Genomic DNA, 20824 nt, shown 5'->3' with positions numbered 1-20824 from the left:
CTTGTGGGGATTTACGCTTTCCACCTCTGCACCAAAGTAGGCAACTTACTGATATTAAATGCTTATATATTTGGCTTGCATATTGCTATAACAATCCTATAACAAATTATTCGATTTCAATTTTAGTCAATTACTAAAGTAGATATCACTTTGAGGTGGGTAAATGCTAAGCAAGCAGCGTATTGTAGTGGTAGGAAACGGAATGGTGGGGCATCATTTTGTGCAGCAGCTAGTTTCTCAAAATCAAGCTGATGAACAATTTGAAATTACGGTACTGAGCGGTGAAGACCGTTTAGCGTATGACCGAGTACAACTATCTTCCTTTTTTAAAGGTAAAACCGCAGACGACCTCGCACTTACATGCAGTAAAACCTATGACGATTGGCAAGTGTGCTTTCATACTCATTCTAAAGTGGTTGATATAAATCGTGATGCGCAAACAGTAACAACCGCTAAAGGGGAGTTGTTTGAATACGACAAGCTTGTGCTTGCTACAGGTTCATTTCCATTTGTACCTCCTATACCGGGTAAAGACCGTGAGCATTGCCTTGTTTATCGCACCATTAACGATTTACACGCAATAAAAAACTCAGCCCACGGTAGTAAAGTAGGCGTGGTAATTGGTGGCGGTTTACTGGGGCTTGAGGCTGCAAACGCATTAAAGCAACTGGGTTTACACACTCACGTAATAGAATTTGCACCGCAACTTATGGGCGTACAAGTTGATGCGGGTGGCGGTCGGTTGCTAAAAAGCAAAATTACAGATTTGGGCGTTACTGTGCATACATCGGTAGCAACTGAGGAAATAGTAGAAGGTGAAAGTTGCCGTTACAAAATGTGTTTTAAAGGCGATAAAACCCTTGAAACCGACATGATTGTATTTTCTGCGGGTATTCGCCCTTATGATAATTTAGCCCGCGAGTTTAGTTTAGAGATAGGTGAGCGCGGCGGTATTGTAATTAATAACCACTGCCAAACGAGCGACAAAAACATATACGCTATCGGCGAATGTGCATTGTGGAATAATTTTATTTTTGGCTTAGTGGCACCCGGTTACGCTATGGCTAAAATAGCAGTTGGGCATATTTTACAAGATACACAGCAAGGTACTTTGCAAAGTACTGGCTTAGACAATAAAGCCGATGAATTTAGCGGTGCCGATATGAGCACCAAGCTTAAATTAATGGGTGTTGAAGTAGGCTCTATTGGCGATGCGCATGCAAGAAGCGAAGGCGCAATAAGCTATTATTTTGAGGATCAACCCAATGGCATTTATAAAAAAGTAGTCACTAATTCACAAAGTAATAAGCTGATTGGCGCAGTACTTGTTGGCGATACCAGCGATTACGATAATTTACTGCAATATCATTTAAACGACATTGAACTTACCACCGCCCCCGAAGCGCTCATTATGCCCCTTGCCGGCGACATCGCAGAGCTAAGCGCCGACGACTTGCCTGATGACGCCATTATTTGCGCTTGTCATAAAGTAACTAAACACACCATTGAGCAAACAGTCGCTAAAGGCTTTATAGACCTAGCAAGTGTGCAGCAAAGCACCAAAGCCAGTACAGGTTGTGGAGGGTGTGAAAAACTCGTTCAAAACGTAATAAACAGCGCGCTCGCTAAAGCAAGTAACACTATTAACGTAGTTACCCTTAATGAGCCTGTAAAACAGCCTGCATAAATTAAAACGTACTAATTAAAGCACACTAAAAGAGAGCAGTAGTATGACAACCGCAAACACGTCACCAACTATAAATAAAACCAGTTTAAAACAAACAACATGTGCTTACTGTGGTGTAGGGTGCGGTGTTGATATTTCACTTTTTAATAATTTGCCAACCAAGCTTGAAGGCATGCGAGAGCACCCCGCAAACTTTGGTCGTTTATGTGTAAAAGGCACCCATTTGCTCGACACCACAGGCAGTGATAATCGCTTAACGTCGCCTCTTATTAATAACCAATCCGTTACGTGGGATGAAGCAACCGACCACGTTGCCAATAAATTTAACGACATAATACAAAAGCACGGACCCGATGCTGTGGCATTTTATGTATCGGGGCAACTGCTTACAGAAGATTACTACATTGCTAATAAATTAATGAAAGGCTACATAGGCTCAGGCAATATTGATACAAATTCGCGCCTGTGTATGTCATCTGCTGTGGCAGGTTATAAACGCGCTTTTGGTGAAGACATAGTGCCGTGTACCTACGAGGATTTAGAGCAAACTGAGCTGCTTATTTTAATTGGCTCTAATGCCGCGTGGACTCATCCGGTTTTGTATCAGCGAATGGAACGTGCAAAGCAGCTTAACCCAAATATGAAAGTGGTGGTTATTGACCCGCGAAAAACCGACACTGCTGAGCTTGCCGACACATTTTTAAATATAAAACCAGGCAGTGACGCCGCACTTTATAACGGTTTGCTTAATTATTTAAATGAGCATAACCACCTCGATACGCAATTTATTGCTCAGCACACAAACGGCTTTGAAAGCGCACTGCAAGAGGCAACAAAATGGAGCTGCGAGGCAGTTAGCGACTTTTGCGATATAGCAATTGAGCAAGTCACTGAGTTTTATACTCTATTCGCTAAAAGCCCAAGTGCGATTAGCTTTTACTCAATGGGTATAAATCAATCAAGCTCGGGTGTAGATAAATGCAACGCCATTATTAATGCGCACTTAGCCTCAGGTAAATTACTTAAACCAGGTAGCGGTCCGTTTTCGATTACAGGCCAACCCAATGCGATGGGCGGGCGCGAAGTAGGTGGTTTGGCTAATCAGTTAGCGGCGCATTTAGATATTGAAAACGAAGCGCATCAATCACTTGTGCAACGTTTTTGGCTCTCGCCAACTATGGCTAAAAAAGCGGGTAGCAATGCCATCGATATGTTTGATGAAATAGCCGCAGGAAAAATAAAAGCAGTGTGGGTAATGGCAACAAACCCAATGGTGAGCTTGCCCAATAACGCCGCTATTAAAAAGGCATTAGAGACCTGCGAGCTGGTGGTTGTATCTGACTGTATTGCAAAAAGTGATACGTTAAAATTTGCCGATGTTGCTTTTCCATCAACCGGATGGGGTGAAAAAAACGGCACAGTAACTAACTCAGAGCGCAGAATATCAAGGCAACGACCGTTAGTAGCGCCTTATTCGGATGCTAAAAACGATTGGCAAATTATGTGCGACGTTGCTAAAAAAATGGGCTTTGAAGGATTTGATTTTATAGATCCTAGTGGCATTTTTGAAGAATGGGCACAATTAACCGATTTTGAAAATAACGGCAGCCGATTACTAAATCTTTCTGGTTTAGTTGGGCTCACAAAAAGCCAGTACGATAATTTAAAACCCATTATGTGGCCGGTTGTTAAAAATCAGCCTTATAAGAATGGTCAAGTTTTTACAGATAACCAATTTAGCACCGCTGATAAAAAAGCACGTTTTATACCTATAACGCCGCAATTACCGGTGCAACAAACATCAAGTGATTATCCGTTTGTAATGAACTCGGGTCGTATACGCGACCAATGGCATACCATGAGCCGCACGGGTAAAAGTACCGCGCTTTCATCGCATATTACACGCCCGTATATTGAAATTAATCCGCTTGATGCCAGTAAGTTAGCAATTAAACAAAACGATTTAATTAGTGCAATTGCCCAAACAGGGCAGGTTACCGCGCATGCAAAAGTAACCGATGCCGTGCGAAAAGGCGAATGCTTTATGCCTATTCATTGGAACAAGCAATTTGCGTCATCAGCAACAGTAAGCGGGCTGTATCAATCGGTAGTTGACCCACTATCTGGTCAGGCTGAGTGTAAACACGGCGCAGTTAATATAGTTAAAGCACCCTTTTTGCAATATATGCAGCTGTTTACTAAAAACGAACTTGTTATAAACAGTGATTTTTGGCTCAAAGTTAATGCAAGTAATTGCTTTAATTACCAGTTAGCGTTTAGTGAGCCAGAAAGTGATTTACTGTATTACTGCCAAACCTTAACTGGTTTACAAGGGCAGTGGTCGGCTATGAATACGGCAAAAGCCATGCATGTGCAGTGTATTCAAAACGATCAATTAGCGTTTGTTGGTGTTATTTCTAATGAACAAAAAGAAATATCACTTGAGTGGATAAACCATTTGTTTGCAGAGCCATTACTGACTTTTACACAGTTACAGTCTTTGCTTTATGCAACCCCCGATGAAGAATTTACCCAAGGTGTGCAAGTGTGTAGCTGCTTTAAAGTAAGAGAGCAGCCAATTATAAACGCCATTAAAAACGGTGCAAACACAGTCGAGCAATTGGGGTCTGAACTTAAATGTGGAACGAATTGCGGTTCGTGTAAAACACAATTAAGCCAATTAATAAAACAACATTACAAAGCAGGTTCTAGCAGCATTGATGTTGCGGTTGTAATGTAAAGATAAAAGGAAGCATATGCTTAATGATCAATTTGGTCGGCAGTTTAACTATTTGCGTCTCTCAATAACCGATGTATGTAATTTTAGTTGTAGTTATTGTTTACCAAACGGGTATCAGTGCGATACGCCGCGTAATTTTTTAAATAAAAACGAAATTAGCACGCTTGTAAATGCGTTTGCAGAACTAGGTACTAAAAAAGTGCGTATTACAGGTGGCGAACCGTGCTTGCGAAACGACGTAACCGATATTATAAAGCTCTGTAAAAATACGCCAGGCATAGAAAAAGTAGCTATTACTACCAACGGGTTTAATTTATTAAATAAAATTGATGAATTTGCAGAAGCAGGGCTTGATGCGCTTAATGTCAGCATTGATAGTTTAAATCCGAGTATGTTTAAACTCATAACAGGGCACGACAAACTTACCCTTATTTTAAAAGGGATTGAGCGCGCGGTAGAGCTGGGCATAAAAGAGATAAAAATAAATGCAGTGCTTGCCAAGCAGTTTAATAAAAACCAATTGAAGGATTTTTTAGCGTGGGTAAAACACCACAAAGTTACGGTTCGCTTTATAGAATTAATGGAAACAGGTGACGGCGCAACCTTTTTTGAAGAAAACCACTTAAGTGGGCAAACGGTTAAAGCCCAATTACTCGACCAAGGTTGGTTACAAGTAGTTAGGGGGAAACTAAACGGACCCGCTGAGGAATTTTGTCATCCTGATTACGATGGTCGTATTGGTTTAATAATGCCGTACAGTAAAGATTTTTGTAAAAGCTGTAATCGCTTAAGGGTGTCGGCGCTGGGTAAATTACACTTATGCTTGTTTGCCGAGCAAGGTATAGATTTACGCGAACTACTAAACGAGGACGATACTGCAGCGACCGTAAAGGCAATTCGAGCCGCTATGGGCAATAAAGAAATAAGCCATGAGCTAGATAAACGCTTAACAGGTGCGACAACTCACTTAGCTATGTTGGGCGGCTAATATGGAAGTAAAAGCTAATCGAGATTTTACAGGTGTTGTGCTTGCTGGTGGTAAGTCATCAAGAATGGGCACAGACAAAGCCGATTTAGTTTTAAAAAATAAAACGCTATTGCACAATGCGTGTGATTTATTAAAAGACGCAGGCGCTAAAAACATACTGATAAGCCGCAACGTTACAAATCCGCTCAAGTCATCGAGCCATTATTCACCGAGCGATTATCCCTCAGAAAAGTACGTTAAAGATATATACCCAAATAGTGGACCCCTTGGCGGAATTTACTCAACATTAATAGCCACCGAGCACGATTTACTTATTACTGCGGTAGACATGCCACTGCTTACGAGTAGTTTGTTAAGCGCAATAGTGCTGGCTTCTCAGACAAATAACGTACAAAGTGTGAGCAATCAATTAAATGAGTCACAAATACATGCTTGGCACTTTGAAAATGAACCGCTACCGCTGTATATTCGTAATACAAGCAGTGTAAAAAATAATTTAAAACACATACTCACAAACGCAAACAGTCATAAATCAATAAAACAGTTTACCCAAAGCATTGGTGTGCAAACGCTTTTATGTAATAAAGCGCATGCATTAATAAACACCAATACACCGGCGCAATTTAAAGCTGTAAATGAGCATTTTGACCAAAGCATTAACCAATTGAGAAAAACATTATGAGCCACACAAGCGAGTCACAAATACCTTTAAACATTGCCGTGCTTACAGTAAGCGACACGCGCGATGCGATTACCGATACTTCTGGTCATTATTTAATTAAAGCGCTGTCTGAGGCGGGTCATCACTTAGCGGATAAAGAAATTGTAAAAGATGATGTTTACCAAATGCGCGCTATTGCATCGCAGTGGATAGCCGATGACACCATTCACGCTATTTTAGTGACTGGTGGTACAGGATTTACTGAACGTGATTCAACACCTGAGGCATTTGCGCCGCTGTTTGATAAAAGCGTAGACGGCTTTGGTGAGCTATTTAGACATATATCGTACGGTGAAATTGGTAACTCAACTATTCAATCTCGTGCACTTGCAGGACTTGCTAACAACACCGTTATTTTTTGTATGCCAGGCTCTACAGGCGCATGTAAAACTGCCTGGACAGGCATTATAAAAGATCAACTTAACTCAATGCATAAACCATGTAACTTTGCACCGCACATTACTATTGGTAAAAAGTGTGAATCGCGTGAGCAATAGTATGTTAAGCCACGTTGACGAAAACGGCCAAGCGAATATGGTTGATGTATCGCTCAAGGACGTAACCCTGCGCGATGCCTCAGCTGAAGCATTTATTAGCATGAGTAAGCTTGCCTTTGAGCAAGTAATGCTTAATCAAAACAAAAAGGGCGATGTGTTAGGCGTGGCACGTATTGCGGGTATTCAAGGCGCTAAAAAGTGCGCCGATTTAATCCCGCTTTGTCATCCGCTTGCACTTAGTAAAGTAGCAGTTGATTTTGAACTTGATGAAGCAAACAGCCAAATTAAAATAACCAGCTACTGCAAACTTGCCGGTAAAACGGGTGTTGAAATGGAAGCGTTAACAGCGGTATCTGTGGCTAGCCTTACTTTGTTTGATATGTGTAAAGCAGCCGACCCATTAATGGAAATTAGCGGCATGCGCGTTACTCAAAAAGCAGGGGGCAAAAATGGTAGCTGGCAACGAGATTAATCCAAACGATGCTATATCTAGCGCCCAAAAAGTAGAGTTATTGTTTTTTGGGCAACTAAAAGAGCGGTTAAAGTGTAGTAAATTAAGCCTTGAGATTACGCAGCCGCTTACTATTTCAGAGCTTAAATTAAGATTAGTGAGCCAATACCCGCACTGGCAACCGTGGCTTGAAGAGCGTGAGCTACTTGCAGCGCTTAATCAAACTATGTCATCAAGCGACGAAATAGTGAAAGCAGGGGATGAGCTTGCCTTTTTTCCGCCGGTTACAGGTGGCTAATGAGCATACATATTCAAGTGCAAACCGATGATTTTAATGTAGGTGACGAGCACAATACGCTTTGTAGTAATAATAAAAGCGATGGCGCTGTTGTCACCTTTACAGGTTTGGTAAGAGAGTTCAGCAGTGGTGACAACGTTATTGCACTTGAGCTTGAACACTACCCTGGTATGACCGAGCAACTTCTTCAATCTATTGCAGAGCAAGCACAAACACGCTGGCAACTAGCGCGAATATGTATTATTCACCGCGTTGGTTACTTAGCCCTTGGCGAGCAAATTGTGTTTGTTGGCGTCACTTCCCGCCATCGCCAAGCCGCGTTCGAAGGCGCACAATTTATAATGGATTATTTAAAAAACCACGCCACGTTTTGGAAAAAAGAGCACTTTAAAGACTCATCAAACTGGGTTGAGTTTAAACAAAGCGACAAACAAGCGCTGGGCAAGTGGGAGAAGTGATACAAATATTTAATTATTTATGTTCAATAAAGGCTTTACAGCTCGATAATAAATAACTTATGTAACTCTTAGTTTGCGTGTGAAGTCTGCGTTTTTCGTGTTATAAATCAGCAATATTAGATTGTTAGCTCGACCCAAGTCTGGAAGACAAATGCGCACATCAAAAATGTTATATTTTACAATATTATTACTTGTTCTACTTTCAGCTTTTCTTGCTGTATGGGTATATGATTTAAAAGAAGGTAAAGATTTACTAAGCTTCACCATATCAACAGTAAGCTTTTGTATAGCCGTATTAGCTTTATTTATTACTGTTAGAACATATACGTCAATTGATAGTGTAAATAACATTAGTAAAATGGAAGGTAACATTTTAGATAATGAAAATTACGTAACCTCACTTCCAGAGTTAATTAATCAGTTTAAGTCCCAAGATGAAAATACACTAGAGAAAGAAATTTTTGACTCTATTGAGCATAAACTAAAAAAAGAGTCAGAAACCGCCGTTCTCTTTGCCGATACCCTGCAATATATAATTGACCTAATTGTTTTATTTCCAGCTGTTTTTAATGCATCAGAAACTAACAAAGTACTTTATAAAAAGCGTATGGATACAATTTTGTCAGAAGTTGATAGGCGCTGTGAAATATTGCACTCGGTGAGTAAAGGTAATTCAATTCAAATAACGGAAACAATAAAGCTATTTAAAGCTGTTGTGTCTTACCAAAGTTTTGTGGCTGATGATAATTTTAATATTCATGCAGACTTACTTCATGTCAGAGGTCCAATTCTTCGTAATCCAGTGACAAAAACCATTTACCATAATTACCTAGGTTTGTATTACAACAAAAAAGGCATGCATTTGCTGCGAGAGTCGCTAAATATGAACTCTGTAGATATTTTGTCTATTGATGGTTTAGAATTGGCTCAAAAAAATATTAATACTATAGAGCCATCAATACTTGAAGAAGTAAGTATGTATCTTAAATCTGCCGCTGAGCAGTTTGATAAAGCACTTAAAGTATCTAGCGAAGATGTTATGTGGCCTGGTTTTATTAATTATAATAAAGCACGTACGGTGTACTTTTTAGCTTTACTATCAAATAGCGAACTTAATTGGTTAGATATTCTCGACGAAGCAATAGAGTCTCGCAGCAGGTTAAACCGACTAATTGACGAAATTTTAATGATAGACAGATCAAAACCAGCCAATATTGTTAGCACACATTTAAGAGAATTTTTTCTGTATCAAGAAGAGTTAGCACGTACAGTAAAATTGAACATTTTACTGTCGAATAATTTAACCAGACAAAATAATGCGCCTATTTTATATAAAGGGATTAATATCTCTGATATATCAAACGAAAAACTAACTGGCTTATTTGTATCAATACAAAAGTTTTCTACAGTTAGTACTTATCAAGAAAAAATCATAAGTCGACTCAAGAATAACCTCGCGATGACAAGCTAATAGAGATTTAGCGTGAAAGTTGGGGGGTATACTATTTTTAGACTCTTATTTTTACGGCTTTGCGCATAATAAAAAAGCCACCTACCTACGCATGAAAAGTCATAGTAAGAATAAATGGCTCTTTATTAATTTTTTTGGACTGAGCTTACTTTATTACACTTTTCCAATGCTCAAATCAGGCATTAAATTGAGCCTGTTATGGATAGCATGATGGATGAAAGATAACTTAGTTCGCACTGCTTGAGTTAATACAAATGGGTAGGCATCGGCAAGTCCCATGCTGCGATTTAGCGAATTTAGAATGATCGAAAATTCCATCCAAGTATCTAAAATAGCATCAATCGATGTTTGTGAATTAAAGTAATAAGCACTTTGTGGCAATCGAAGCTCGTCTGCTTCGTCTAGCTCAAATTCATTGCCAGTTGTAGAGCCGGTAATTGAGAAGTTTTTAGCCGTTTCAAGCGTATCGATAATGTGCATGTAATGCGCCCATGTTTCTGCCCAGTCTTCATAAGGGTGCATAGTAGCGTATTCACTAATAAAGGTTTCATGCCAGTTAGCAGGAGCGCCTTGTTTGTAATGAGTATCGAGCGCTTGTTGATAATCTAATTCGTCATCACCAAAATATTGCTTACATAAAGCATGTTTTTTTGGTGAATTTGCGATTAGTTGATCAAAATAATAATGACCAAGTTCATGGCGAAAATGACCAAGTAAAGTACGGTAACGCTCACCCATCGCTATTTTAGCTTGAGAGCGTGCTACGTCGTCTGCCTCGGCTAGATTTATAGTGATATGGCCACAGTCGTGTCCTGTAAATACAACATCTTGACCTATAATTGGGCTTACAAAGTGATCGCTCACGTTACGGTCAGTTATGAAGTCGAAGCTTAATCCGCTTTCAGGTTCTTGAATAATAGTATTTAAGGGGAGCGATAACGATTTTAGAGTATATAAAGCGCGACGCTTCGCCGTTTCCATTTTCTTCCACAATGGAATATGCCCGATAATGCTTAAATCGGGCACCGTTTCATTAAAGCGGCATGAAAAACACAGCACTTCGTCTTTATCGGCAACGGGTATAAATGTATCTAAATTAACCATACCATTACAAACGTGGTACTGAGCATTGTTATCACATTTTTTATAAAAAACTTCAGGCGCTTCTGCTTTGTAAAATAGACCCGATTGTTCATCAATTTCATAGGGTTCAACTTGATCGAACTCATCATCTATACCAACGGTTCTGCCACAAGCCAAACAATGGCTGCTTTCAAAAAATAAAATAAGTTGTTCTGTGCAATTACATTTAAATGTTTTCATATGTTACCGAATAAAAAAGAGACCGTATAAACCACTTTTATTTAGCGTTATGCTATTGGAGGATAGTGGTTAAATCCTTTTTAAAAGTTCAGACTTTTTAATATTAAATTCATCATCACTCAACGCATTTGAATCGCGTAGTTGTGCTAACTTTTCAATAATTTGAAGTGTTTCGTCTACCGAGTATTGCCCCGTTGTATTATTAACAGGTGCTTCAATTTGGCTCGGCGTTAATGATGCAAAATTGGGCTGCGTTACTTGCTGTGTAAAGTCTTTTTGTGGTTCTGGAGGCGTTGGCGCTTGTCCTGAAATTAATGGCAGGGTATTTACATTAATCGTCCCCCACTGGCTGTTAAATGTAAGAGAGGTATTATTGCCTTGCTGTTGGCTTACACCACCAATATTATGATCTAACGTGTCGTATACGCTCACTTGCCCATTTAATTCAACGGCTAAGCGATTAGGGAATATAGCGTAACGAATATTATTTTGTGCACCACTGCTAAACGGGCTGCCTAGATTACCTGGCCACCACTGATTGCTACCAGGCGTTCCTGCAGGAATAACCGGAAATATTTGGTTATTGCTCAATATATTAGCAAGTTCGTTGCACAAGTTATCAACGGTTGATTTTAAGCCGTTGTTAAACATGTCGCCAACCATTGTCATTCCGCCGCGCATCCATTGACCAGAACCACCAAGCTCTGGGCAATTAAACTGTGCCATTGAGCAACCGCCGTTATTAACGCTAACTAACATGTGTATTACTGCATCGTGACTGAGGTTATAACGAGATGCTATACCATTAACTAAGTTTTCACCGACATCTGTTAGCTTTTGCATAAGAGAATATCCTATTAGGTAGATTGGGTTGATTTAAAAAATCTTAAATACGCTAGGGCGTGTTGATTTTTGGGATTGAAATTTGTTCAATCTAGGGGCGATTTAATCGCGGCGCGAGGTTCGTAACCTAGTGGGCTAAGTAAAAACCGAGCAACAAAGAGTCAATCGTCCCTAGAAAGAACCCAGGGGCAGCGCATGTTTGGCATTTATGCTGCGTTATCGCCTATGTATGGGGAACAACCACACATCATAGACTCTGCCTTGCTTAAATACCAAACATACTGCTGCAAATTCAACCACCAAAGAACAACACGCCCTAGTGCTGCATTACCTTTAGCTTTGATGATAATGAAAAATTAACAGGTTAGTGAGATGTGCTGGTCTTTCAAATTGGACGAGTTCTGTTTTGTCTGAAATGAAAACACACCACTGCAAAGCTAATCTTTAAAGTAAGCATCTATGTATTAAAAGTTGCTTGTTTTATCTCATAGAGATTGTTAGTTTTGCTGTAACGTAAGCGGTTAAAAATCGATCTAGTATAGCACCGTTACTTACTTTAACAGCAGCTTTATCGTGAACTATTTCTTACTATTTAATAATTACTTTGAATGATTTTTAAACTCTAAATAAATCCTTTTAATTATATCAGTTTAGCGGTATAAATAACGCATTGAGTATTTTTGAAAATCTAAATATATTTGTTTTATTTCAATATTTTAAATTAACAGGATTTAATTGTAAGTTATTTTGAAGCACTATTTTGGTGCGTTTTCTGCACCATTAATAATCTAAAATCGATGGTCTAAATCACACTAAGTTTACTATTTATTGAATTGGTGTGTTTTTCCTATTAATTAAGTCAAAACCTTTATGCATAACGTTGCTTTGTGCAATAGCCGCGAGTGGATGAACAGTACTACTTTAGTAAGTCTTTTGGTATAAAAATTGCACAAGCGAGTTAGGTCAAGCAATATTATTAGCGTTATATTGTGGCCATATATTATTAAAGGGGAATTAATAGATGACAATTACAGTTGGGATTTCGCACCATACTCAGTATAAATACGACCGGTCAGTTAATATGGGACCGCATATATTCCGCTTACGTCCCGCGCCACATAGCCGTACTAAAATTAAAAGCTATTCTTTAAAAATAGTACCAGAAGATCATTATATAAATTGGCAACAAGACCCTTTTGGTAATTATCAAGCAAGGGTGGTTTTTAACAAACCAACCACCGAATTTAGTTTTACGGTCGATTTGGTCGCCGAACTAACGGTTATTAATCCTTTTGATTTCTTTTTAGAAGATTACGCCGAAAACTTCCCATTTGTTTACGATGCTATTTCAAAGTCAGAGCTCGCTCCTTATTTAAAAAAACGCAAAGCCAGTCCAAAATTTAAAGAGTTAATTGAATCTTTAAACCCTAAAGAGCCGCTTAGAAGCGTTGATTTTTTAGTCGCTGTTAATCAAGCTATTTATGAGTTAGTTGGTTATGGCATTCGTTTAGAACCTGGCGTACAAACACCGAACGAAACAATAAGTAAAAAAACAGGTTCGTGTCGTGATTCTGCTTGGTTGTTAGTACAACTGTTTCGCCATTTAGGGTTGGCATCTCGATTTGTATCGGGCTACTTAGTACAGCTAACATCAGATCAAAAATCATTAGATGGTCCAAGTGGTCCAGAAGAAGACTTTACCGATTTGCATGCATGGACCGAGGTGTATATTCCTGGTGCAGGGTGGATAGGGCTTGATCCTACCTCGGGTTTATTTGCCGGTGAAGGGCATATTCCATTGGCATGTACGCCAGAGCCAAGCTCGGCAGCGCCGGTTACAGGCGGTATAGACGACTGTAAATCTGAGTTTAGCTTTTATAATAAAGTAACGCGTGTACACGAAGACCCACGTGTAACTAAGCCATATTCTGAGGCGCAGTGGGCGGCAATTAATCGCTTAGGTCAGCACGTTGACAATGTTTACAATGAAGAAAATATACATTTAACCATGGGTGGCGAGCCTACGTTTATTTCTATTGACGATATGGAACATCCTCAGTGGAATACTGATGCCGATGGCAAAGAAAAAAGAATATTAGCTCAAAATTTATTTGTAGAAATGAATAAAGTATACACAAAAGGTGGCTTTACTCATTACGGACAAGGTAAATGGTATCCGGGTGAGCCATTACCACGTTGGCAATATGCGTGCTATTGGCGCAAAGACGGCGAGCCTTTATGGCAAGATGCCGCACTATTAGCCGATCCTAATAAAGACTATAAATTTGACCATACCGATACTAAAAAGTTTGCTGATAAACTATGTGACTCACTTGGTCTTGAAACCAAGGCACTTACTACTGCTTATGAAGATATTTTATATCACATGTGGCAAGAAGCCTCATTACCTACCGAAATAAAGCCAGATCAGCCGGAGCTTCTCCATGCAATGAGCCGAAAAGGCTTTTTAGCTAAAATGGATAAAGGCATAGAAAAGCCGGTTGGCTATGTTCTCCCTTTAAAATGGAACGATAGTAAAAACTGTTGGCAGTCGTGTACGTGGGAGTTTAAACGAGGCAATTGTTTCTTATTACCTGGTGAGTCCCCAATGGGGTATCGCTTGCCCTTAGATAGCCTTGAATGGAGCGGCAACATTATTGACCGCGACCCGTTTGATATTCCTGAAAACTTTGGCAAAGCTAAAAAGCTTAAAAAAGGCTTTATTGGCAAAGAAATGGTTAAAACCGCCCTTGTAATGGAAGTGAGAGAGGGGCGTTTATACATATTTATGCCACCAACAAGTCATTTTGAACATTACATGGGTTTAATAAGTAGTATAGAAGGTGTGGCTAAAGCACTTAAAATGCCGCTTGTTATTGAAGGCTATAGCCCACCTAAAGATAGTCGCGTAGAAAAATACGCTGTAACGCCAGATCCAGGTGTTATTGAAGTAAATATTCATCCTTCAACATCGTGGGATCAATTAGTCAGTCGAACTACAACGCTATATGGTTTAGCAAAAGAATGCCGATTAGGTACCGATAAGTTTATGGCAGATGGTCGTCATACTGGTACTGGTGGTGGTAACCACGTAACGCTGGGTGGCGAAACACCTGAGCAAAGCCCATTTTTACGCAGACCCGATATTTTAAGAAGTTTTATTACCTATTGGCAGCATCATCCTGGTTTATCGTATTTATTTTCGGGGCTTTTTATTGGTCCTACAAGCCAAGCACCGCGAGTGGATGAAGCCCGTGATGAAGTTTTATACGAGCTAGAAATTGCCTTTTCGCATATGCCCGAAGGTGAGGTGCCTGAACCTTGGTTAGTTGATAGGCTACTTCGTAATTTATTAGTGGATTTAACGGGTAATACGCACAGAGCAGAGTTTTGTATAGATAAGCTTTATTCACCCGACTCAGCCACAGGTCGTTTAGGGATTGTAGAATTTAGAGGCTTTGAAATGCCTCCGCATTCACAAATGAGCTTAGTGCAAATGCTGCTGTTGCGTACTTTACTTGCTTGGTTTTGGAAAAAACCTTACCACAAGCCATTAATACGTTGGGGTACAGAGTTACACGATAAGTTTTTATTGCCACAATATGTAGAAAACGATTTAGCTGAAGTAAGCCGCGATTTACAACAGGCAGGCTTTCAATTTCAGTTAAGTTGGTTAAATCCATTTTTTGAATTTAGATTTCCGGTGTGTGGTACGCGAGAACTTGATAACGTTACACTTGAGCTTAGAACCGCAATCGAGCCTTGGCATGTACTAGGCGAAGAGGCAAGTGCGTCGGGTACGGCGCGCTATGTAGATTCGTCATTAGAAAGAGTACAAATAAAAGTACAAGGAACAATGAGCGACCGCTATGTTGTAACGTGTAATGGTCGAAGAGTGCCGCTTAAACCGGTTAAAGGTAAAGCAAAAGATGAAATGGTCGCGGGTATACGATACCGAGCTTGGCAACCACCTACAGCGCTTCACCCAACTATTGGCGTACATGCACCATTAGTTTTTGATTTAATCGATACGTGGGAAGGACGTTCAGTTGGAGGCTTTGTATATCATGTTAGCCATGCTGGTGGGCGTAATCCTGAAACGCTACCGGTTAATGCATTTGAAGCAGAAGGGCGCAGAGTCGCAAGATTTTGGGAGCATGGGCATACACCGTCCTTACTTGCATCAGCAGAACCAAGCTGGAGCCCATCGGCGGTTACGCATAGTTTTCAGTCGGCGCAAAGCGCAAGTGAATACGTGGTACCTGATGAAGAAAGTAGTAATCCTGATTATCCAAATACCTTGGATTTACGCAGGCAGCCTAACTTTAAATAATAATTGATAGTTGTGTCATTCCACTTTGAAATTATTTAAAGTGGAATGACTAAATATTTTTAAAGCATCATTATGAACACGGCTATTTACTATAAATTGGAGCACTTTCAGCTTGTATATTAACAATAACGCGATGCCGGAATTGCCTGAGTGGTTGTCTTTATACCTTGATAAATCTCACGGTCATGATGAATTAGCAAACCACAGTGGTTTAAACCCAGAACATTGGGATACTTTATTTAAGCGTTTAGCTAGCCTAACAGCAGATGATGTTAGTAGCCGCGCTACAGAAATTAGCCAATTACTACAAAATGGCAATATTAAAAATGAAAGTAATAAGCAATGGCACTTCGACCCGTTGCCTTTTATGTTATCAAAAGCTGATTGGACGTTGCTTGAAGAGGGAATAAAGCAAAGAACCCTTTTATTAAATAAAATTCAGCAAGATATTTACGGTGATCAAACTCTTTTAGTTGATGGTCACATTCCTGCAAAGCAGCTTTTTCAAGACCCTAATTACTTACGCGAAGGTTTTAGTTTACCTAGTAACGAATTAACACTTTTTTTTACTGCATTAGATGTTTACCGCACGCCTACAGGCGAATTTAAAGTATTAAGCGATCATTGTCAGTGCCCTTTAGGCTTAGGGCTATTAATTAAAAGCCGTATTATTGCAAGGCGAGTAATGGCTGAAGAATTTGCAGAATGTAATGTTCAGCAAATTAAAGAATTTCTAAATCTATTCCAAGAGGGTATTAATGAATATACCCATTATATGGATGACCCACGAATTGTAATTCTAACCCAAGGAATTGATGACCCTAACTACAACGAGCATGCATTTCTATCTACCTACTTTGGTTATACATTAGTACAAAGCGCTGACTTAACCGTTCGTGGTGGTGACGTTTGTTTAAAATCGTTACAAGGTTTGGGTAAGATTAATGTCATTTTACGCTGGGTTTCTGATCGTTGTATTGATTCTTTAGAGCAAACTGAATATTCACTTCATGGTATTCCGGGCTTATTACAATCGGTACGACAAGGGTCTGTTAAGGTTTTGAACCCGTTTGGTAGTGGTGTGCTCTCGTCACCTTCAATAAAGTGCAACTTAGAAAAGTTATCGCAGCAAATTTTAAAACAGCCGCTGTTGTTGGGTGAGCCAAATTACTTAAATGTAAAAGAAGCGCAAGCCGTTGATTGGAATAACCTCGAACTACTATCAGCTATAGACCCTACACTCAAGTTAGATGGAGTGTTGGACGAGCAAGAAATAAAGCTACTTATTAGCAAAGAACCCGATAATTACTTTTTCCAAGAAAAGCCTTCTTTTAGCAGTGCACCATTTTGGCATGACGGGCAATTAATCTCCAAGCCAGTGGTGTTTAGGTGTTATGCATTAACCACAGAAAATGGTGTAGAAGTACTTCCTTCAGCACTGTGTTTTTCAAACGAAAAAAGTAACAACCCAAGAGTATCTGGTTGGATCAAAGATACATGGATAAATACAGCCGATAGAGTTGATTTAGGCGAGCATAATCCACCGGTACCCATTAGAAAAAGAATGGATGTGACGCTACTCGAAGGGGTTATTTCGAGCCGCACGGCTGAGCATCTTTTTTGGTTAGGTCGATACTTAGAGCGCTGCGAAAACACCATACGTATTTTGCGTATTTTTATAGACAAGTACACCGAGTTTTCTGTGTACCCAGATTCAATACGAAAAAGTATAGTTGCACGGCTTTCAAATGCTATTAAGTCGCAATATATTGTTTATCCATATGTAGAACCTGATTTAAAACTAGATGGCATTGATGTAAATCTGTCGAAAGAAACCGCTTTTCAACTGCTTGCAGACGAGCAATGCGCTGGCAGTATTATTAATACATTAAAATATATTGCGAATGCGTCGGTGCAAATTCAAGAATTACTGTCCCATGATAGTCGCCGAATAATTGATGATATTAGTGAGCAAATTAAGATATTTAAAAATGTAAATATTAATATTCCAACGCGTGCAATGCAAAGCAGCCTAGATAGAGTTATAGGCTCTATTATGGCTTTTAATGGTTCGATTACAGATTGTATGCCAAATAGTAATGGCTGGTTTTTACTCGAAATGGGTAGACGAGTAGAGCGTAGCTTACAAATTACATCACTAAGCACTGCTTTATTAACCAAAGAGTTAGACGAGCCCGAAGAGCTAGGCTTACTTGAGGCTGTGCTTAGCTGCCAAGTTAGTTTAGTTACCCATAAGCGCCGATACAGGATGTATCAAACCATTGGTACAGGGCTTGAGTTATTACTTTTAGATGCAGAATACCCACGTTCTTTATTATTTCAGTTAGAGGAAATTAATAAGTTGTGTAAGCATTTACCCACAAAGCGTAGACAAGGTGTAATTGCGGCACACGAAAAAGCAATTTTACTATCTAAAACAAGTTGTTATGTAACCGAAAAAGATTACCTACAAAAAAGTGAAAATGGACAACGTAACCAGTTAATCGAATTTAACCATAATACGCGTATGAACTTAGATACATTTTGTGATGTATTATTACTACAGTATTTTTCTCATACCCAAACGGCAAATAAATTGAACTGGACTAATATTGAGCAAGCTCAATCGTGAAATATAAAATTAAGCATTCAACTACTTACAACTATTCTGACTTTGTGAGTTTGTGTCAAAACCAAGCGCGATTAACGCCAAAAACAAATCGTGGGCAAATATGCCACAGTAGTCGTGTAGAAATAGAACCTACACCGACTTACTTACAAACATTTACTGATTATTTTAATAATCAAGTAACAGCGTTTGAAATAGCAATACAGCATAAAAAACTTAAAGTTACGATGATCAGCGAGGTAGAACTGTTAGTCGGCGCTAATAGCAATTTAGAGAGCGTTGATATTGCTTGGCGAAAAGTACGTGATTTATTGGTTAAACCAAATACAGCGGAATTATTAAAAACGTCTGAATTTGTACTACCTTCACAGCTTATTCCAATAGATATAGGGATTAAGGAATACGCATTGATTTCGTTTGATGCACACAAAAATATAATTTCTGCATGCAAAGATTTAATGGCACGAATTTTTCATGAATTTCATTATGATCCTGGTTTTACAACGATTAGTACGCCTCTAAGTACTGTTTTTGCACAAAAAAGGGGCGTTTGCCAAGACTTTGCACACTTTGCGCTTGCATGCATACGCAGTGTGGGATTAGCGGGTCGATACGTTAGTGGGTACATAGAAACCATGCCGCCAGAAGGCGAAGAAAAGCTAGAAGGTGCAGATGCAACTCATGCATGGTTTGCGGTATTTGTGCCAAACTTTGGTTGGGTTGATTTTGATCCTACAAATAATGTTTTACCACGCGATCAGCATATTACTCTAGCNTAGCCGTAGGGCGAGACTTTTCTGACGTAACTCCTTTAAAAGGAGTGGTATTTGGTGGCGGTAGTCAATTGCTGGATGTAGCGGTTGATATGATTCGAATGGAATAGGCAGTTTAACTACGTCATATATTATGATGGATAAGGTGAAAGAGTGTATGAAAATTGATTGGAAAGCGTACCAAACAAAAGGTTTCTTTGATGAATTAATTGATGCACAAGGAAACGTTAGATCGCATGGAACACAATTAGCACAATTTTTTGCTAATTTATCGGCAGAAGAGTTAGTAAAGGCCAGAGCGGTTGCTGATTTAGCAATTAAAGAAATGGGTATTACCTTCACGGTTTACAACGAAGGTAATATGATTGATAGAGCCTGGCCATTTGATATTATTCCGCGAACTATAGGTAAAAAAGAATGGCAAAGCGTAGAGGTTGGTTTAAAGCAACGTGTTGAAGCGCTTAACCTTTTTATAGATGATTTATACCATGACCAAAAAATAATAAAAGATGGTGTTTTTCCAAAAGGGTTACTAGAAAAATCTGTGAATTTTCGCCAGCAATGCGTGGGTATAAACCCGCCAAATAAGATATGGGCGCATATTTGTGGCTCAGATTTAGTACGCGATGGTAGTGGTACTATGTATGTACTTGAGGATAACCTGCGTGTTCCTTCTGGTGTATCTTATATGCTTGAAAATCGCTCTGTAATGAAGCGAGTATTCCCTGAATTATTTGAGCAAGTGTCTATTTTACCTGTTGATGATTACCCTTCACAATTATTTGATATGCTAGCGGCAATGTCGCCTCGACCACAAGATAAACCAGAAGTCGTGGTACTTACGCCAGGGGTATTTAACTCCGCTTATTTTGAACATTGTTATCTTGCCCAAGAAATGGGTTGCGAACTGGTAGAAGGACGGGACTTAGTTGTTGAAAAAGATGATTGTGTATACATGAGAACAATCACAGGGCTACAACGAGTTGATGTTATTTATCGCCGTATTGATGATTTATTTTTAGACCCAGAAGTATTTTTACCTGACTCTCAACTGGGCGTTCCTGGTTTAATGCGTGCTTGGTCTAAAGGTAATGTCGCTTTGGTTAATGCACCAGGTGCAGGCGTTGCTGATGACAAAGTAGTTTACGCCTATGTACCTGAGATGATTAAGTACTACTTAGGCGAGGAAGCTAAACTTGCAAATGTACCAACATTTAAATGTTTGGACCCGAAAGAATGCGACCATGTGATTAAAAACATTGATAAGCTTGTTGTTAAACCAGCAAATGAGTCTGGTGGATACGGGCTATTAATCGGTCCTAAATCAACAAAAAAAGAACAAGAAGCATGTATTGCTCAAATTAAAGCGGACCCACGAAACTGGGTAGCTCAACCAACATTAGATTTATCAACAGTACCAACATTTGATGGCAATAAACCAGATGGTCGACATACCGATTTAAGGCCGTTTATTTTATCATCAGGTAAAGATACGCAAGTTACCACTGGTGGATTAACGCGTGTTGCTATGGTTAAAGGCTCTTTGGTGGTTAATTCATCACAAGGTGGTGGCAGTAAAGATACTTGGATTGTTGACGAAGAGGCTAAATAA

At 39.4% G+C, this 20824-nt stretch carries 15 protein-coding genes; 13 read left to right on the top strand and 2 right to left on the bottom strand.

Going from position 1 to position 20824, the window contains the following annotated elements; translation table 11 throughout:
• The first annotated feature begins 163 nt into the window (after window positions 1–163).
• From L656_RS0101925 to L656_RS0101885, 9 genes are all read left to right on the top strand, one after another.
• Window positions 164–1687, top strand: a complete 1524-nt coding sequence (locus L656_RS0101925; protein WP_024597997.1) for an FAD-dependent oxidoreductase — start codon at window positions 164–166, stop codon at window positions 1685–1687.
• Window positions 1688–1730: 43 nt separating this feature from the next.
• Window positions 1731–4427 carry a nitrate reductase gene (locus tag L656_RS0101920; RefSeq protein WP_024597996.1) on the top strand — a complete coding sequence of 899 codons (2697 nt, stop codon included), beginning with the start codon at window positions 1731–1733 and terminating at the stop codon, window positions 4425–4427.
• A gap of 16 nt (window positions 4428–4443) precedes the next feature.
• Window positions 4444–5415, top strand: coding sequence for a GTP 3',8-cyclase MoaA (moaA, locus tag L656_RS0101915; protein WP_024597995.1), 972 nt, complete (start codon window positions 4444–4446; stop codon window positions 5413–5415).
• A gap of 1 nt (window position 5416) precedes the next feature.
• Window positions 5417–6097, top strand: a complete 681-nt coding sequence (gene mobA / locus L656_RS0101910; protein ID WP_024597994.1) for a molybdenum cofactor guanylyltransferase — start codon at window positions 5417–5419, stop codon at window positions 6095–6097.
• A complete protein-coding gene (gene moaB / locus L656_RS0101905) occupies window positions 6094–6633 on the top strand; it encodes a molybdenum cofactor biosynthesis protein B (RefSeq protein ID WP_024597993.1) in 540 nt (179 codons plus the stop codon). The genes mobA and moaB overlap by 4 nt, the downstream gene beginning before the upstream one ends.
• Window position 6634: 1 nt before the next feature.
• Entirely contained in the window at window positions 6635–7105 is a 471-nt protein-coding gene (gene moaC / locus L656_RS0101900; RefSeq protein ID WP_007375236.1) for a cyclic pyranopterin monophosphate synthase MoaC, read from the top strand.
• Window positions 7083–7382 (top strand): MoaD/ThiS family protein, encoded by a 300-nt coding sequence (locus tag L656_RS0101895; RefSeq protein WP_024597992.1) that lies wholly within the window; start codon window positions 7083–7085, stop codon window positions 7380–7382. Before moaC ends, L656_RS0101895 begins: the two co-directional genes overlap by 23 nt.
• Window positions 7382–7840, top strand: a complete 459-nt coding sequence (gene moaE, locus L656_RS0101890) for a molybdopterin synthase catalytic subunit MoaE (protein ID WP_008167810.1) — start codon at window positions 7382–7384, stop codon at window positions 7838–7840. The genes L656_RS0101895 and moaE overlap by 1 nt, the downstream gene beginning before the upstream one ends.
• Before the next feature lie 151 nt (window positions 7841–7991).
• Window positions 7992–9311 carry a hypothetical protein gene (locus tag L656_RS0101885; protein WP_024597991.1) on the top strand — a complete coding sequence of 440 codons (1320 nt, stop codon included), beginning with the start codon at window positions 7992–7994 and terminating at the stop codon, window positions 9309–9311.
• A 153-nt stretch (window positions 9312–9464) separates the two neighbouring features.
• Here L656_RS0101885 and L656_RS0101880 read toward each other — a convergent pair whose 3' ends face one another.
• Window positions 9465–10634: a zinc-binding metallopeptidase family protein gene (locus L656_RS0101880; protein WP_024597990.1), complete on the bottom strand. Its 1170-nt coding sequence runs from the start codon at window positions 10632–10634 to the stop codon at window positions 9465–9467.
• Between the two features lie 69 nt (window positions 10635–10703).
• Window positions 10704–11477 (bottom strand): SHOCT domain-containing protein, encoded by a 774-nt coding sequence (locus L656_RS0101875; protein WP_024597989.1) that lies wholly within the window; start codon window positions 11475–11477, stop codon window positions 10704–10706.
• Window positions 11478–12498: 1021 nt separating this feature from the next.
• On the opposite strand from L656_RS0101875, the gene L656_RS0101870 reads away from it, so the two are divergent.
• The 4 genes from L656_RS0101870 (at window position 12499) to L656_RS0101855 (ending at window position 20824) form a co-directional block, all read left to right on the top strand.
• Window positions 12499–15810 carry a transglutaminase family protein gene (locus L656_RS0101870; protein WP_024597988.1) on the top strand — a complete coding sequence of 1104 codons (3312 nt, stop codon included), beginning with the start codon at window positions 12499–12501 and terminating at the stop codon, window positions 15808–15810.
• Window positions 15811–15922: 112 nt separating this feature from the next.
• The gene (locus L656_RS0101865; RefSeq protein WP_050581850.1) at window positions 15923–18442 is read left to right on the top strand and encodes a circularly permuted type 2 ATP-grasp protein; all 2520 of its coding nucleotides are present in this window, start codon (window positions 15923–15925) and stop codon (window positions 18440–18442) included.
• Window positions 18439–19218, top strand: a complete 780-nt coding sequence (locus tag L656_RS01000000121800) for a transglutaminase family protein (RefSeq protein ID WP_342626592.1) — start codon at window positions 18439–18441, stop codon at window positions 19216–19218. Before L656_RS0101865 ends, L656_RS01000000121800 begins: the two co-directional genes overlap by 4 nt.
• Before the next feature lie 151 nt (window positions 19219–19369).
• Window positions 19370–20824, top strand: a complete 1455-nt coding sequence (locus L656_RS0101855) for a circularly permuted type 2 ATP-grasp protein (RefSeq protein WP_024597986.1) — start codon at window positions 19370–19372, stop codon at window positions 20822–20824.

The sequence above is a fragment of the Pseudoalteromonas sp. TAE56 genome (assembly GCF_000497955.1).
GTDB lineage: Bacteria > Pseudomonadota > Gammaproteobacteria > Enterobacterales > Alteromonadaceae > Pseudoalteromonas.
This window is presented reverse-complemented; position numbering and strand designations above follow the sequence as displayed.